Origin of the sequence: Companilactobacillus musae, assembly GCF_003967595.1 — a bacterium.
GTDB lineage: Bacteria > Bacillota > Bacilli > Lactobacillales > Lactobacillaceae > Companilactobacillus > Companilactobacillus musae.
This window is the reverse complement of sequence record NZ_BIFW01000003.1, coordinates 41,201-57,252: the sequence shown is the minus strand read 5'-3', so window position 1 is coordinate 57,252 and position 16,052 is coordinate 41,201. Positions and strand designations below refer to the sequence as shown.

Sequence of the window (16,052 nt, the reverse complement as noted above, 5' to 3'; positions counted from 1 at the left end):
ATAAATGTCATAGATGCTCTAAGGGGGGTAAAACATGGCTGTAATAAATTACATTATGTCTTTAGGTGCTAGTGTAATGATGCCAATCATCTTTCTGATTCTTGGTCTACTTATCGGAATGGGTTGGGGAAAATCATTAGTTTCAGGTCTTAAAGTCGGTGTTGGATTTGTCGGTTTGAGTGTAGTTACTCAATTGTTATCAGATAACATTGGACCTGCTGTTAATGCGATGGTAAAAACTTATCATCTACACTTATATACATTGGATATTGGTTGGCCTGCTGCTTCACAAGTTGCTTTTGCCACATCAGTAGGTGCAATTATTATTCCATTAGGTCTATTGGTTAATGTCTTGATGTTAGTTATTGGAACTACAAAGACATTGAATATTGACCTTTGGAACTATTGGCACTTTGCTTTTATTGGTTCAATTGTTTACTTTGCTACCAAGAACTTCTGGTGGGGATTATTCGCTGCTGTTATAACTATTATTGTTACTTTAGTTGGTGCAGATAGATCTCAAAAGAAGGTTGAAGCATTTTATGGTAAAGATCTAGAGGGAATTTCTATCCCGCAAGCGTTTTGTGTCAGCTTTATTCCATTTGCAGTTATTGTAAATTGGATTGTAGATCGTATTCCTGGACTTAATAAGGTAGATATCGATGCTGATAAAATGAAAGAGAAATTCGGTGTTTTAGGTGATCCAATTGTTTTAGGTGTAATTATTGGTATGTTGATTGGTGCTTTGGCACATTATCCAGTTGCCAAGATTTTACAATTAGGTGTTATTCTAGCCGCCGTTATGGTATTGATCCCTAAGATCACTGGATTATTCATCGAAGGATTATCACCAATTTCAAAACGTACACAAGAAATTATTAAGAACAGATTTAAAGATAGAGAATTCAATATTGGTATGACTCCAGCTTTAGTAATTGGACATCCTGTTACATTGGTTGCTAGTTTACTATTAATTCCTATTATCTTGTTCCTATCTGTTGTTATTCCTGGTAACGAATTCCTACCATTGGCCAGTCTATCTGGATTAATTTATATCTTCCCATTAGTACTTCCATATACTAAGGGAAATGTTTTAAAGACATTATTAGTAGGTATTGTTAGTTTGGTATTAGGTGTTCTTTCAGCAACTGCCTTAGCTGGTATATTTACTAAAGCTGTAAGAATCGTTGAATCTAGCTTGATTCCTGCTGGAACTTCATCAGTCGCAAGTATTGATTTTGCTGCTAGTCCATTAGCATGGATAGTATATGAAGGAACTGTAAATCTACCAATTATTGGTGCAGCCATTCTTACAATTATTGTGGCCGGAATGATGTTCTGGAATAGAAAACAAATCAAGAAAGGATTGTAATTATAAGGAATCTTCTTGGAGTCAAAATCTTCAGGGAGATTTTTTATTTATTTATAAAAGGTGGACAAAATGAGTGAGTTTTTAACCATTGGAGAACCGCTTGTGGTGTTCTGTTCTACAGATGTTGATAAAACTATTTCTGATTCCGTTCATTTTAATAAGGTTTTTGGTGGGGCAGAACTAAATGTATCTGTTGGAGTAAGGCGATTAGGACATTCTGTGGACTATATCGGTCAAGTTGGAGATGATCCACAAGGGGACTTTATAAGAAATGAATTGAATAAAAGAAAAATTAGTACTAAATATTTACTGGGAACAGATAAATATATGACTGGGTATCAAATGAAACAATTGATTAGTCATGGGGATCCAGATGTTTTTAATTTTAGAAAAAATTCAGCTGCATCAAATATTGACTCTAGTGTTATTGATTCTATTGATATGAGTGATTTAAAAATAGCTCATTTAACGGGGATTTTTCCATCGAAGTCAAAAAAGACATTAGAAACAAGTATTCTTTTAGCAAAAATGCTTAACAAAAAGAGAATAACGCTAACTTTTGATCCTAATTTGAGACCAGATTTGTGGCCAAATAAGGAAACAATGATTAAAACAATAAATCGTTTGGCATCTTATGCGGATATTGTTTTACCTGGACAGGATGAAGGAAAAATTTTGACAGGTTCTGATGATCCAGAAAAAATAGCTGATTTTTATTTAAATGGTCGGGCAAAAGCTGTTTTTGTAAAAATAGGTCCTAAAGGGTCATATGTAAAAACAAAAGATGGTCATAGTTGGATTGTTCCAGGCTTCGAAGTTTCCGAAGTTGTAGATACCGTTGGAGCTGGAGATGGATATGCATTAGGAGTTATTACGGCATTGCTTGAAGGAAAAGGGTATAATCAAGCTGCTAGACGTGGAAATGCGATTGGATCTTTACAAGTTCAAACGCATGGAGATAACGATGGCTATCCGACTAGAGAAGAATTAAATAAATATTATTTAGAAAATGAGGTTGAGGAATAAATGACATTACTTAAATATGAAGCATTAAAAAACGTTCAAAAAAATGGTGTAGTTGCTGTTGTTAGAGGATATAGTGAAGAGAATTCTTATAAAATATCTAAGGCATGTATTGACGGAGGAGTTAAGGCTATTGAATTAGCATTTACTTCACCTAATGCTGATACAACAATTAAACATTTAAGCGATGAATTTTCAGAAGACGATAAAGTTGTTGTTGGTGCAGGAACAGTTCTTGATGCTCCGACAGCTAGAATTGCTATTATTGCTGGTGCAAAGTTTATTGTAAGTCCTTCTTTTAATTCTGAAACAGCTAAATTGTGTAATTTATATAATGTTCCTTATGTACCAGGTTGCTTTACACCAACTGAGGTTCAAAGTGCTTTAACATATGGATCAGATTTGATAAAGATTTTCCCAGGATCAATTGCTGGTAAAGGTGTAATCAAAGAAATTCAAGGACCATTCCCATACGCTAATATCATGCCTAGCGGTGGCGTTTCATTGGATAATATGAACGAATGGTTTGACAATGGGGCCTTTGTAGTTGGTGTCGGTGGTAGCTTGGTTGGACCAGGTAAAGATGATAAATACGATGAAATTAAGGATAATGCCGAGGCATTTCATAAGAAGTTTGAAGAGATAATTAAAAAATAGTTGTCTTTATAGAAATTAAGTCATGAAACCAAATCTTCGTTGTTACCAATGGTTATGAGGATAAGTGATCGTGACTTTTTTTGTACTAAATTGGGTTTGTATATAGGGAGAGTGTAATCAATGAAAGTATTAACTTTTGGTGAAATGATGTTACGTTTAAAGCCAGCTGAAAATAAGAGAATCCTACAGTCAGATGCGTTTGAAGCTACTTATGGTGGCGCTGAAGCAAATGTTTCAGTTTCACTATCTTTACAAGGAGATAATGCAGCTTATGTTACAAAATTTCCAAATAACTTGTTAGGAGACTCCGCTCTAGGAACTTTACGTAAATTTGGTGTCGATACAAGTAACGTTTTACGTGGTGGATCACGTTTGGGAATTTACTTCTTTGAAAAAGGTGCCAGTGTTCGTGGTACTAACGTAGTTTATGATCGTGCTAACAGTTCATTCTCTGAATCAAAGGCAGAAGATTTTGATTGGGAAAAATTACTTGATGGAGTTGATTACTTCTATTTCTCAGGTATTACTGCTGCTATTTCTACAGAATTAAAAAAGGCAATCTTGACAGCCGTTAAATATTGCAAGGAACATAATATTACAGTTGTTTTCGATACTAATTATCGTGGTAAGATGTGGACTCCTGAAGAGGCTCAAGCATTTTCTAAGAAGGTTATGCCTTATGTGAATGTTTGTTTAGCAAATGATGAAGATTTTGAATCAAGTCTTGGTATAAAAGCTTTTGATGGTGATATGGAACATGGAATTGATCAAAAGGAAAGCTTTAAAGAAGGAATGCGTAAGGTAGTAAGTCAATATCCAAATTGCCATACCGTTGCAAGTATCCTTAGAAATATTCATTCAGTAGAAGACAGTCAATGGTCTGCATTATCATTGAGAGATAACAAATTCTACGAAAGTCCAATCTACAATATGCACGTATATGAAGGTGTAGCTAGTGGTGATGCCTTTGGTGCAGGTTTGATTCATGGATTCCTACACAATTATGATGGTCAAAAACAAGTTAACTATGCTATTTCAGCTAGTGTATTGAAGTTAACTGTTTCTGGTGATTTAAACTTAGTAAGTGAAGATGAGATTTTAAATAATATGGGTGGCGCTTCTGCAATGAATCGTTAAAAAATATATTTTTAATAAAAAGAGAGAAAATTCTGAAATTTTAGAATTTTCTCTCTTTTTATTTTATTCAAACGGATCTTGCATTTGTGTAACGTAGATAGTCATACGCTTAGAGTAGCTGGAATCTTTGAAAAGTGTATGTATTTCATCTTGAAGGTCACTGAGATTATCAGTAATAATACCGTCGGAATCCATAAAAATCATATGATCCATATCGGATGTATCATTGACAGTCCAAGCGTAAACCTTTTTTTGTTGGAGATGTGCTTGATCGATGAAAGAATCGTTTAGCGTCGTATATTCCATTGTGAAGGCATTGGAGTTTGTGTAAGGAACTCCGAATAAATTAAACGGTAGGATATAACTGGTGTCTATTTTGGGTAATAACTTTTTAGTATTTTCAATGTAGTCGTAATCTAATGAATGAACCATGGCTTTATTCTTGGCAAGTCCTTTTCCATAACGTTTGGCAAAGAGACTCACAAAATCAGGTTTGTTACCAGAGACATCCTTTAACTCTACTAGTAATTTTTGATGCAGTTTTGTTGCTGTAGCAAGATAGTCGTCAAAACTTGCTATATGCGTTGTTTTACCATTCTCATGTATCTCTACATTGGTTAATTCGTTTAAAGTCATTTGGCTAGGTTTTTTATTAATATTGGCTAAACCTTTGAGCGTATTATCATGATAAACGACGAATTTATGGTCTTTTGTTTCCTGAACATCCATTTCAATATAATCGGGCTTCTCTTTTGATGTGGCGTTGAGAGATTCAATTGTGTTTTGAATGCCATTGCCATCGTCAACCCCACGATGAGATATTGTTAATGGTGGTTCTAGCAACCAATTATTGAAATAAGTTATATCATAACTAATAAAACTGACAATAACGACAGTTCCTAAAATTCCCCAGAACCATTTATGTGAATGATGTTTTTGACGTGGATAAAAATAATTGGTGTTAGTCTCACTAAGAATGATTAGAATTGCCATTCCAGAAGCATAGATACCACTAATGTAATTAAGTAGTTGAATAATGGTCATGTTGATGACAGCCATAGGAAAATCGATGGTTTTAAGGAAACTAACTTGATCAATAACATGTTGTAGGATAATTAAAATACTAGTTGTGACGGTTATAAATATTGAGACGGCGGCTAATAGGACAAGGAATATACCTAGATAATAAAGAGATTTTCCGCGTGTTTTATTCCAACTATGTTGAATTGAAGTTCTAATAGACTTATTTTCAAAAATCATTGAAGGTAATACTAAAATCCAGCGAATACCAATGTATAGAATAATTATATAAGCAATAATCAAAAGAATCCCTAAGGGTAGATGTTCCTGAAAAAGCCAATCTAAAATGAATTGAGGAATCTTAACTTTGCTCAATAGAGTTGAAGATAATCCCAAGCTCCCAAAGGGTGTAATAATTAAGAAATATAATAGGAAGAAACCAAATGCTTTAAATGGTAATCCAAAGAGATTTTTACTGACGCTCTTGAGATAATCCCACCAGCTCAGGTTAGCATGTGATTTAATAGCTTGAAAGCTAACTAATAATAAAGTGAACTGGGCAAAGACTAGTAATAATAGAATAAGCAAGACTATTATCAGCCCTAGAACCACCAATGGCTTGTGTGTTATTAGTTCTAACGCGTTAGTATAAGAAACGTAGTTAACATTACCTAAATAGTTAATTCCGTTAGCTAAGAAGCTTAGAATTGGAATTAAAATGAAATGAATGATTAATTGAATTAAAATAATTATTTGACTGTATTTCCAAAAATAACGCCAAAAATTATGATTTTGTTGTCGAAATTCTGAAAGTATCCCCATAATGTTCCCCCATCTTGTTTCTACTATATAATACATAATTATAGTATTTATAGGAGTTATAATTTCTAAAAATTAAAAAGGAAGTAAAATTTATGGAAATGCACTTAAATCATCAACCTTTTTTGGCGATGAAAAATGGTACTAAAAAGATTGAAATTAGGTTGAACGATAATAAGAGATCAAAATTGAAAGTAGGAGACAAGATTACTTTTACGGATCTGGAAACAAAGCAAGAGTTAATTACGACAGTTTTAAAACTAGAAGTATTTCCAACATTTAAAGATTTATTTCAAAAATATTCGGGTTCTATAATTGGCAGTCCGGAAGAAGAAACAGTCGCTGAATTGGATCGTGAAAATACTGAGATATATTCTCGTGAAAAAGAAAAGAAATTCGGAGCTTTAGCAATTGAAATAGAAAAGGATCAATAGATTATTTATTTCTGTCTGAACTAGGGGTCGATAAATAAAATTTTTTATATTTTTTATAAAAGTCAGTTTTATTTTTCATACCAACTTCATTAATGATTTCAGAAATAGGCATTGAGGTTGAGGTAATTAAACTATGAGCTTGAATAAGACGTTGGCGTAATAGGAAGTTGCTAAAAGTCTTACCAGTTTCTTTTTTTATAAAATTACTTAAATAATTTTTGTTATAACCATACTTTTTTGCTAAGTCCTCTAGTGAGATATTTCTATAGTCGGTGGAGATGTTTTTTAAGATTCTTACAATTAATTGCTGTTTAGGATCTTTTCTTTCCATGGGAACACGATAATGTCTTACTAATTTTGTTAGTAAAATTTGTAAATAATTTTTGATGATTGTATTTGAAAATTCACGTTTAGAATAATATTCAGTAATAACATCTTCCATAGTATATCGAATGTCATTATCTATATTATTTCTAAAGATAATGTAATGAATTGAGGTTCTTTGTCCAGAGGCCTGTTTTAAAAGAAAATCATATAATATAGAATCGCTACGTCTCATTTCATCTAAGAAATCAATACCAATAGTTTGATCTCGAAATAGTAAATTAATTAAAATGTCATTTTCATTTAAGCGATCAATAGAATGAGTACATCCAACATCGAGGAGTAACAAATCCCCTTGATTTAGATGTATTTTTTTGTTGTCCACAATTTGGTCACATGATCCATTTAACATATAATTAATTTCTAAAAATTGGTGAGAATGAGTGGGATAAGGAGCAAAACGTGGATGCTTGCTAATATAAACATCGCGATTTCTAAAAAAATAATTATTAATTACTTTATTATTTGATATTTTTTTATTGTTATATATGGCCTCTTTGGGGATATCAACAATGTGACGACCATTTTTTAACTGTTCAATTTCAATGAGTTCATGTTGTTTTAGACGCATTAATACTCTAGGGTTCAAGAAATCCCCTCCTGTGAATATGTTACTAATTATATAATCTGATGACATTGTACCACATAATGTAAACGCTTATATTAGTAACTGTAAGTTGATGTTAGCGCTTACTTAAAAGTAAGACAGTGAGGTGTACTTATGAGTAATAAAAAAAGTAGTTCGTTGAAATCCACTTTTGCAGTTTCACTTACTAACTTTCTTGACTCAGGATGTATTGTTGCGGGAGCCAGTGGATTGACTTTATGGACAAGTCAATTTAACCTCAATAGTTTCCAAGTTGGATTGTTGGGAGCTTTGAGTGCTAATGCATTCGGAGCTGCAATTGGTGCTTTGTTTGGTGGTCATTTGTCTGATAAGTATGGTCGTAAAATCATTTATACCTATGACATGTTGATCTATATGTTGGGAACTTTGATTGTTGCATTTTCAATGAATTTTCCAATGTTATTGCTAGGATTTACCATTACAGGAATAGCTGTAGGTGCTGGTGTTCCAGCATCTTGGACATATATTTCAGAAACATCTGAAAGTAATGATAGAGCTAAGAATATCGGTATATCACAGTTTGCATGGTCAATGGGACCAGCATTAATCTTTATTCTTGGTGTTGTATTTTCACCATTGAAATTATTAGGAAATCGTATTTTATTTGGAATTTTATTTGTAGTTGCTCTTATTGCATGGAATCTACAAAGAAAATTGCATGAATCAGAAGACTGGGAAAAACAAAAAGCTAAGGAGAAAATGACAGGTGAAAAACCACATCCTTACAGAGACCTATTTTCAAGTTCAGTAAGTGTTAAATCTATTCTATTTTTGATTGGTGTATATATGTTTTGGAATTTGGTTGCTGGAGCAATGGGATTCTTCATGCCATATGTATACGAAACAGCAGGTGGTTTAACAAACATGCAAGCTAACTTGTTGCAAGCAATTCTTTGGATATTCACTGCCATTGCCACATACTTTGGATTTGCAAAGTACGGAGATAAAGTAAATCACAGAATCTTCTTCTTTGTTGGCGGAGCTATGAGTGCTGCTTCATGGATAGTATTGACATTCATGGGAATGAGTTGGACCAGCCTTTGGCTATTCGTTATTCTCTGGGGTGTTTCAGCAGGTATTGGTGCTCAAGCTTGGTACGCTTTGTGGGCTACTGAGTTATTTCCAACTAAGTATCGTGCAGGTTCACAAGGTGTCATGTTTTTCGTTGTTCGTGCATCAGCCGGTGTTTGGTCAATTATCTTTCCAACTGTTTTGTCAACAATGGGCTTTAAGACAGCAGGAATGTTCATGATTGGTTTGTTATTAATTTCGTTAGTTATTGGTACTATTTGGACACCACAAACTCGTGGTAAATCATTGGATGAAATTACTAATGAAAGATATCACGGTGAAGGTAAAAAAGTTAATAACTCCGTTACTAATACAACTAGTGGAAAAGAGGCTTAGATATGACTAAATCTTACGTTGCTGTTGATATTGGAGCTTCAAGTGGTCGTTTAATGTTAGGGACGATAGAAAGTAAGAAACTTCAATTAAAAGAAATGTATCGTTTTAAAAATGGTTTTACTATGGAAAACGGTCATGATCGTTGGAATATTGATTCAATTATTCATGAAATTTTTCTAGGACTTGAAAAAATTAAAGCTGCTGGTTATGAAGATGTTGTGCTGGGAATTGATACTTGGGCAGTTGACTATGTTCTTGTAGGAATGGATGGTAAGAAGATTCAAGATCCAATTAGTTACCGTGATGCAAGAACAAAAGATGCGATGAAAGAACTCACATCAGATTTACCTAAGAGCTATATCTACAAGAAGACAGGAATTCAATTTCTTAATTTCAATACTCTTTATCAATTGTATGAAGAAAGTAAAGATGATCTTGAAAAGACTGATAAGATCATGATGATTCCTGATTACATTGGGTATGTTTTAACAGGAAATGCGGTAACAGAAGTTACTAATGCGTCAACTACTCAAATGTTAAATTTACGTGAAGGATTATTTGATAAAAATCTATTAGACAAAGTTAATGTATCGCAAGATCAGTTCCCACGTTTGGTTGAATCAGGAACAATTTTAGGCAATATTCGTCATAAGTGGCATAAGGAGTTTGATTTACCTGAGACAGAAGTTGTTACTGTTGCTACTCATGATACAGCATCTGCCGTGTTGGGAGCACCCGGAGAAAATGATCATTGGGCTTACTTGAGTTCTGGAACTTGGTCATTATTAGGGACTGAACTAAATGTTCCTGAGAACGGTGAGATGGCGTTTAAAGAAAACTATACCAATGAATGGGGTGCCTATGGTACCTATAGATTCTTAAAGAATATTATGGGACTCTGGATGATTCAATGTGTTAAGAGAGAACTCAATGATGAATATAGTTTTTCAGATTTAGCCGAATTAGCTCAACAAGTTAAACCTTTCCAACAATTTATGGATGTTAATGATGAGAGATTTACTAATCCTGGCAGCATGATTCAAGAAATTCAAACGTATTGCAAAGAAACTGAACAGACGGTTCCTGAAACACCGGGAGAATTAGCAATGGCTATCTATTCTAACTTAGCTTTGTATTATGCAAACGAAATTCAAAAGTTAGATAAGATTTTGGGCTATAAACTTGAGTCACTCAATATTGTCGGTGGTGGTTCAAACGTTAAATTATTGAATCAGTTAACAAGTACTCTATCAAATATAGAGGTTTATGCAGGGCCGGGTGAAGCAACAGCAATTGGTAATCTGATTGTACAAATGATTACTAAGAATGATATCAATAACATTGCTGATGGTCGGAAGATGATTCATGACTCCTTTGAAATCAAGACTTTCAAGCCTGAATCAGATAAGTATGGTAATACCTTACAACGTTATCAAGAGTTTCTTGAAAATAAAGGGAGAGTGACAGTTCAATGAAAAGATTAGCGCAGATTATGTACTTACATAAAGATGCATATGAAGAATATGCCAAAAGACATAACAATCTTTTTCCTGAAATGCATCAAGCTTTGAAAGAAGCTGGGGCACATAATTATTCAATTTATCTTAATAAAGATAATGGCGAGTTGTTTGCCTACTTGGAAGTAGACAATATTCAAAAATACAATGATATTGCTAAAACAGATGCAGCTAAAAAATGGTGGGCTTACATGGAACCATTGATGGATACTAATCCGGATAAAAGTCCTGTGACTGTCGACTTAGATGAAGTATTTCACTTAGATTAATGGAGGAGTAATAAAAATGACACAGACAAGTACTGAAACAGTTGAAAAAGCATATAAAGAAGCTAAAGAACGTTACGCTGAAATTGGCGTTGATACTGACCAAGTCCTAAAGGATCTTCAAAAACTTAAGTTGTCAGTTCATTGTTGGCAAGGGGATGATATTCACGGATTCTTAAACCCTAGTCAAGAATTAACAGGTGGTATTGGTGTTAGTGGTAACTATCCTGGTATTGCTAGAACACCAGATGAATTAACAAGTGATTTAAGTGAAGCTCTTTCACTTATCCCTGGTAGTCATAAAGTTCAACTACATGCTATTTATGCCGTTACAAATGGCAAAAAGAAAGGTATCAATGATATTGGTACTGAAGACTTCAAGTATTGGGTTGATTGGGCTAAACAAGAAAAGATTGGCCTAGATATGAATGGAACATTCTTCTCACATCCAATGGTTAAAAATAACTTTACATTAGCAAGCCCTGATAAAGATGTTCGTGATTTCTGGATTGAACATGGTAAGATCAGTCGTGAAATTGCTAACTACTTTGGTAAGGAATTAGGTCAACAATCAGTTAATAACTTCTGGATTCCAGATGGCTTCAAAGATAATCCTATTGATAAAGCCACACCACGTCTTCGTTTAATTGATTCACTAGATCAAATTATTGAAAAAGATTATGACGAGAAAAATACCATTGAAGCCTTTGAAGGTAAGCTATTTGGTACAGGTATTGAATCATATACAGTTGGTTCACATCTCTTCTACAATAATTATGCTATTACTAGAAACAAGCTATGGACTATTGATGCAGGTCACTGGCACCCAACAGAAGATGTATCTGATAAATTCTCAGCCTTCCTACCATTTGGAAAAGGTTTGATGTTGCATGTATCTCGTCCTGTACGTTGGGATAGTGATCACGTAGTTATCTTTGATGATGCATTGATTCGTATTGCTCGTTCATTAGTTCGTGATAATGAATTGAGTAAGACAAACGTTGGACTTGATTTCTTTGATGCAACTATTAACCGTGTTGCTGCATGGGTAATCGGTGCACGTGCTACTCAAAAGGCATTCTTACAAGCTATGTTGGAACCTATTGACCAATTGAAGAAAGCTGAAGAAAACTTCGACTTCACAACAAGATTGGCTGAAACAGAAGAATTGAAATCATATCCATTTGGTGCCGTTTGGGATGAATTCTGTCTACAAAATAACACACCAGTTGGTACAGATTGGTTAGAGAACATTCACCAATATGAAAAAGATGTTCAATTCAAACGTGATTCAAATTTAGTGACTGAATAGTCTAAGTGGTTGAGAGGAAGCTTAACAATTATGAAATTTATTGATTCTAAGTATGTAGAAAAAATGTGTGAAATCACCAACGAATTGTACAAACATGGTTGGGATGAAAGAAATGGTGGTAATGTCAGTCTTCGTTTAACACAAGAAGAAGTTGACCAATTTGATGATTTGAAGGAAACATTGAGAAATATTCCTATTAAATTCGATGCCTCAGCCTTAGCTGGACAATACTATCTAGTTACAGGAACAGGACGTTATTTCAAGAATGTTCATAACTATCCAGAACGTGATACTGGACTTGTTCGTATCACTGAAGAAGGTAATTCCGTAGATCTTCTCTGGGGCTTTAACGATGGCGGACAACCTACAAGTGAATTCCCAGCACATTTAATGACTCATATTTCTCGTCAAAAGGTTGATTCAGATCAACGTGTTGTAATGCATTGTCATCCAACAAATTGGGTTGCTTTGTCATTCACACATGAATTAGATGAGGCTAGTGTCAGTCGTCTATTATGGAAGATGCAAGCTGAATCATTGGTTGTCTTCCCAGAAGGTGTTGGTATCATTCCTTATATGACACCAGGTACAAATGAAATTGGTCAAGCTACAGCTGATAAGATGAGTGAATTCAGAGTTGTTATGTGGCCACATCATGGAATCTTTGCTAGTGGCGATAGTATGGACGAAGTTTATGGTTTGATTGAAACTGTAGAAAAAGCTTGCATGATCTATACAGCAATTCAAAGCCAAGGTGGTAATATTCTTCAAAGTATTACTGATGATGATCTTAGAGACTTGGCTAAATCATTTGGCGTTACACCAAATCCTAAGTTCTTATCAATGGAACCAGTAAATAGCTAATTGATATTAAATAAAAACTGTGGGTAAAATTTTTACTCATAGTTTTTTTATTCTACAATAATTTTAAGAAGAAAATATCATCGTTATAACGCCCATAATGTCTAAAATATAAAGAAACAAGTGTCTTAGAACAACAGCTTGAATCCCCAATGTCAAACAACTATATTAGAGTTGATAGAAGGGGGATAATGATAATGAGTACAGAACAAAAAGAACACGATGTAACAAAAAGTAAGGAACTTATTAAATCACTATATGATTTATTGATTAAGCGGGATGACTATCAAGATAATAAGGGCCTTCAAGATATAACTGATGTTTTGCAACAAGTTAATAAAACTATTGCGGACAATAAATATCCAGAGCGTTTGATTAGTAAGCTAGTTTCCTATATTTATAGTATGGGTCCTGCTCATAAGATTTATTTTCCTAAAGAAGAGGAATCTATTATTAATGAATTAGGTGTTATTGCACAAAAGGCTGGTAATACTGGTCTATATTATGCAAGTTATGATACGAAATCAGAGTTCTTTTAACCAAAAAAATTCCTGTATGCTAACCATTTTTGACAGTTAGCATATAGGAATTTTTTATTTTTCTAAAAAGTCGATGAACAATTTTTCATAAATATCAATAAAATTAAAGTACATTTGTTTGTCCAAGTTCTCATTAATTTGGTGAGGTGTATTGTTACCGGGTCCAGCCACGATAAATGGAAATTCAATTGGTTTATTTTGAACTAGATTTGAAGCATCAGTAACAGCGGAAATTGGAGCAACATGAACTGTTTCGGTAGTGTACTTTTCCATTAATTTTTTAGTTGGTGTAATTAAAGGATTCTTGGGACTCATTAAAACAGGTCCTTCATTCATATAAATATCAGTACTAATTTGAGCGCCTTGGTCATTATATTTTTTAATTAAATTGTGCAAAGTTGCAATGACCTTTTGATTATCATATTCGGGAATAGTTCTAACGTTTGCCTCTGCTTCTGCATAATCTGGAATCGAGTTGACCTGTGTTCCACCCTTTATCAAGGTAGTATTGAAAACAAGTGGTCCGATTGAATCACCCTTGATCTGATCATCGCGGAACGTAGTATTGGCTTCAATCAAAAGATTCATCAAAGCATCGATAGCGTTATATCCATTTTCAGGCATAGAACTGTGACTAGCTTTACCCTTGGAAATAAATTTAATATCCATGGAGCCTTTTTCGGCGTAACCGATATTATAACCTGATGGCTCGGCAATAACTAAACCATCAACATCCTTCATAGATCCATCTTTGAGAAAGTAGCTGGAACCTTCTTCGCCAACTTCTTCGCCCATAGTTGCCATTAAGCGGATTGTTCCCTTTTTTGGCAAATCTTGTGCATGAAGATTGATCATTGTTATAACAATTGCGGCCAAACCTGATTTCATATCAGTAATTCCACGACCATAAAGCATTCCGTCTTTTTCGGTCATTTCAAAAGGATTGCTATTCCAGTCCTCAAGTTTACCTGGTGAGACAACATCCATGTGGCCGGAGATTCCTAAAACCGGTTTTCCTTGACCGATTTCGGCTATTAAATTAGCACGGTCACCGCGAATAGGTTTTATTTCGGACTTGATATCATATTGGGCTAGTAGTTTTTGCAAGTAAGTAGCAACGGTTTTCTCATGATCATTAACAGACTTAATAGCAATTAAATTTTTTAAAATTTCTAGAGCTTGTGATTTACTAAGATGTTCCATTCAAAGACCTCCCAAATTGTTTTACTCAATAATCGTAACATTTATTTGATAAATTCAACGCAATAAAGATACTGAATTGTCTTACTTAAACGGACCTAGGATATTAGAGTTAAAAATTGTTGATATAAAGCCTTTTAGGGAATAATAAATTATTTTTTGATGAGAATTTTTAATCAAATGTGCTTGAGAGATTGATTCTAAGATTTGTTTCAAAAAATTCATTCTATACAATATCAAAAAATGTTGTCTAGTAGAGATTTCTTTCTAATTTTTTTAGACGAAATTTTTGGTATTATTTGAAAAAGAGGTGTAGGAATATGGATCATCCAAAAATTGTAGAGGATTACTTAACCAAGGGTTCTTTTTTTGATATTTACAACGATGAAGATTACGTATTAAGCAATCTTCATTTAAAAAATGAATTAATAGAACAACAAAGAATTAATCATCCGATAGTAGAACAAACTATTTTGGAACATTTAACGTTTATCGACTGTGAGTTTGAAAAAGCTGATATGACTGATGTGATCTTTAAAAACTGTAATTTGTCCAATTGTCATTTTGAGGAATCAAGTGTTTTTAGAGTTGAATTTGAAAATTGTAAAATGATTGGAACAAATTTTGACGAATCGTTTATGAATAACGTAGTTTTTAGAAACTGTTTATTGGACTTGGCTAATTTGAATCGCTTAAATTTAAAAGTAGTACATTTTGAAAATGATAGTCTCAAGGATGTTAGCTTTAATGAGAATAAGTTATCAAAAACTATTTTTAAAAATTGTGATTTGAATGAAATGATTAGTATGCGGACAGCTTTAAAGGGGATTGATTTCAGTGACTGTCATTTTGAAACAATTGATTTAGATCAAAATTTTATTCGAGGTTTGAAAGTAAATGCTGAACAGGCAGCTTTTTTGGCAAGCTACTTTATAGGAGTAAAAGTGTCTTATTAGGCTTTTTCTAAGTAATTACATGAAGTTTACCCGTAGAAAGGTGACTTTATTTTTTTGTTATTTCAGTTGACAAATGTAAACTTTAAGAATAAAGTAATAAACGTAGATTACATTTGTAAACGTAATTGAGGAGGAAAATTATGACAAGGATTTTAGTGTTAATTGTAGGATTGGCAGTTATCGGTTTTATACTTTGGTGGTTCTTCGGCAATCATCAAGTAGCTAGTGCCACGGCCGATGTGACTGACAATAATCAAAGCGTGGATATCGAGGTCAATGGGGGATATTCACCCGAAGTAGTTACTTTGAAAAAAGGTGTTCCAGCAACGATTAACTTTACTAGAAAAGATGCATCAAGTTGCTTGGATCGAGTAGTTTTTTCAGACTTTGGTATTAATAAAGAATTACCACAAAATGAAAAGCAAACTGTCAAGATTGATACCAACAAATCAGGTGAATTTCAATGGGCCTGCGGTATGGATATGTTCCATGGCAAATTAATTATTAAATAGGAGATAAA

General features: G+C 33.7%; 16 protein-coding genes. 13 read left to right on the top strand and 3 right to left on the bottom strand.

Annotation, left to right across the window (positions count from 1 at the left end; genetic code table 11):
• Positions 1-34 precede the first annotated feature (34 nt).
• The 4 genes from LAB100_RS05930 (at position 35) to LAB100_RS05915 (ending at position 4,189) form a co-directional block, all read left to right on the top strand.
• Positions 35-1,372 (top strand): PTS galactitol transporter subunit IIC, encoded by a 1,338-nt coding sequence (locus tag LAB100_RS05930; RefSeq protein ID WP_119325461.1) that lies wholly within the window; start codon positions 35-37, stop codon positions 1,370-1,372.
• A gap of 69 nt (positions 1,373-1,441) precedes the next feature.
• Positions 1,442-2,398, top strand: coding sequence for a sugar kinase (locus LAB100_RS05925; RefSeq protein ID WP_119325462.1), 957 nt, complete (start codon positions 1,442-1,444; stop codon positions 2,396-2,398).
• Positions 2,399-3,052, top strand: coding sequence for a bifunctional 2-keto-4-hydroxyglutarate aldolase/2-keto-3-deoxy-6-phosphogluconate aldolase (locus LAB100_RS05920; protein WP_119325463.1), 654 nt, complete (start codon positions 2,399-2,401; stop codon positions 3,050-3,052).
• Positions 3,053-3,172: 120 nt separating this feature from the next.
• Complete coding sequence (locus LAB100_RS05915) at positions 3,173-4,189, top strand: sugar kinase (RefSeq protein ID WP_119325464.1); 1,017 nt, start codon at positions 3,173-3,175, stop codon at positions 4,187-4,189.
• A 63-nt stretch (positions 4,190-4,252) separates the two neighbouring features.
• Here LAB100_RS05915 and LAB100_RS05910 read toward each other — a convergent pair whose 3' ends face one another.
• Positions 4,253-6,031, bottom strand: a complete 1,779-nt coding sequence (locus LAB100_RS05910; protein ID WP_162894143.1) for a glycerophosphodiester phosphodiesterase — start codon at positions 6,029-6,031, stop codon at positions 4,253-4,255.
• A 92-nt stretch (positions 6,032-6,123) separates the two neighbouring features.
• On the opposite strand from LAB100_RS05910, the gene LAB100_RS05905 reads away from it, so the two are divergent.
• A complete protein-coding gene (locus LAB100_RS05905) occupies positions 6,124-6,462 on the top strand; it encodes an ASCH domain-containing protein (RefSeq protein ID WP_119325466.1) in 339 nt (112 codons plus the stop codon).
• Between the two features lies 1 nt (position 6,463).
• Here LAB100_RS05905 and LAB100_RS05900 read toward each other — a convergent pair whose 3' ends face one another.
• A complete protein-coding gene (locus LAB100_RS05900; RefSeq protein WP_119325467.1) occupies positions 6,464-7,435 on the bottom strand; it encodes an AraC family transcriptional regulator in 972 nt (323 codons plus the stop codon).
• 132 nt (positions 7,436-7,567) lie between these two features.
• Here LAB100_RS05900 and LAB100_RS05895 point away from each other — a divergent pair, with 132 nt between their 5' ends.
• The 6 genes from LAB100_RS05895 (at position 7,568) to LAB100_RS05870 (ending at position 13,376) form a co-directional block, all read left to right on the top strand.
• Complete coding sequence (locus LAB100_RS05895) at positions 7,568-8,881, top strand: MFS transporter (protein WP_119325468.1); 1,314 nt, start codon at positions 7,568-7,570, stop codon at positions 8,879-8,881.
• A gap of 2 nt (positions 8,882-8,883) precedes the next feature.
• A complete protein-coding gene (gene rhaB / locus LAB100_RS05890; RefSeq protein ID WP_119325469.1) occupies positions 8,884-10,356 on the top strand; it encodes a rhamnulokinase in 1,473 nt (490 codons plus the stop codon).
• Complete coding sequence (gene rhaM / locus LAB100_RS05885; protein ID WP_119325470.1) at positions 10,353-10,667, top strand: L-rhamnose mutarotase; 315 nt, start codon at positions 10,353-10,355, stop codon at positions 10,665-10,667. Before rhaB ends, rhaM begins: the two co-directional genes overlap by 4 nt.
• Before the next feature lie 16 nt (positions 10,668-10,683).
• Positions 10,684-11,976 (top strand): L-rhamnose isomerase, encoded by a 1,293-nt coding sequence (locus LAB100_RS05880; RefSeq protein WP_119325471.1) that lies wholly within the window; start codon positions 10,684-10,686, stop codon positions 11,974-11,976.
• A 30-nt stretch (positions 11,977-12,006) separates the two neighbouring features.
• The gene (gene rhaD, locus LAB100_RS05875) at positions 12,007-12,840 is read left to right on the top strand and encodes a rhamnulose-1-phosphate aldolase (protein ID WP_119325472.1); all 834 of its coding nucleotides are present in this window, start codon (positions 12,007-12,009) and stop codon (positions 12,838-12,840) included.
• A gap of 194 nt (positions 12,841-13,034) precedes the next feature.
• The gene (locus LAB100_RS05870) at positions 13,035-13,376 is read left to right on the top strand and encodes a bacteriocin immunity protein (RefSeq protein WP_162894144.1); all 342 of its coding nucleotides are present in this window, start codon (positions 13,035-13,037) and stop codon (positions 13,374-13,376) included.
• Positions 13,377-13,430: 54 nt separating this feature from the next.
• Here the strand turns inward: LAB100_RS05870 and LAB100_RS05865 are convergent, their stop codons facing one another.
• On the bottom strand, positions 13,431-14,579 hold the full coding sequence (locus LAB100_RS05865) for an ArgE/DapE family deacylase (protein ID WP_119325474.1): 1,149 nt from the start codon (positions 14,577-14,579) through the stop codon (positions 13,431-13,433).
• A 317-nt stretch (positions 14,580-14,896) separates the two neighbouring features.
• On the opposite strand from LAB100_RS05865, the gene LAB100_RS05860 reads away from it, so the two are divergent.
• On the top strand, positions 14,897-15,532 hold the full coding sequence (locus LAB100_RS05860) for a pentapeptide repeat-containing protein (protein ID WP_119325475.1): 636 nt from the start codon (positions 14,897-14,899) through the stop codon (positions 15,530-15,532).
• A 140-nt stretch (positions 15,533-15,672) separates the two neighbouring features.
• On the top strand, positions 15,673-16,044 hold the full coding sequence (locus LAB100_RS05855; RefSeq protein WP_119325476.1) for a cupredoxin domain-containing protein: 372 nt from the start codon (positions 15,673-15,675) through the stop codon (positions 16,042-16,044).
• The last annotated feature ends 8 nt before the right edge of the window (positions 16,045-16,052 follow it).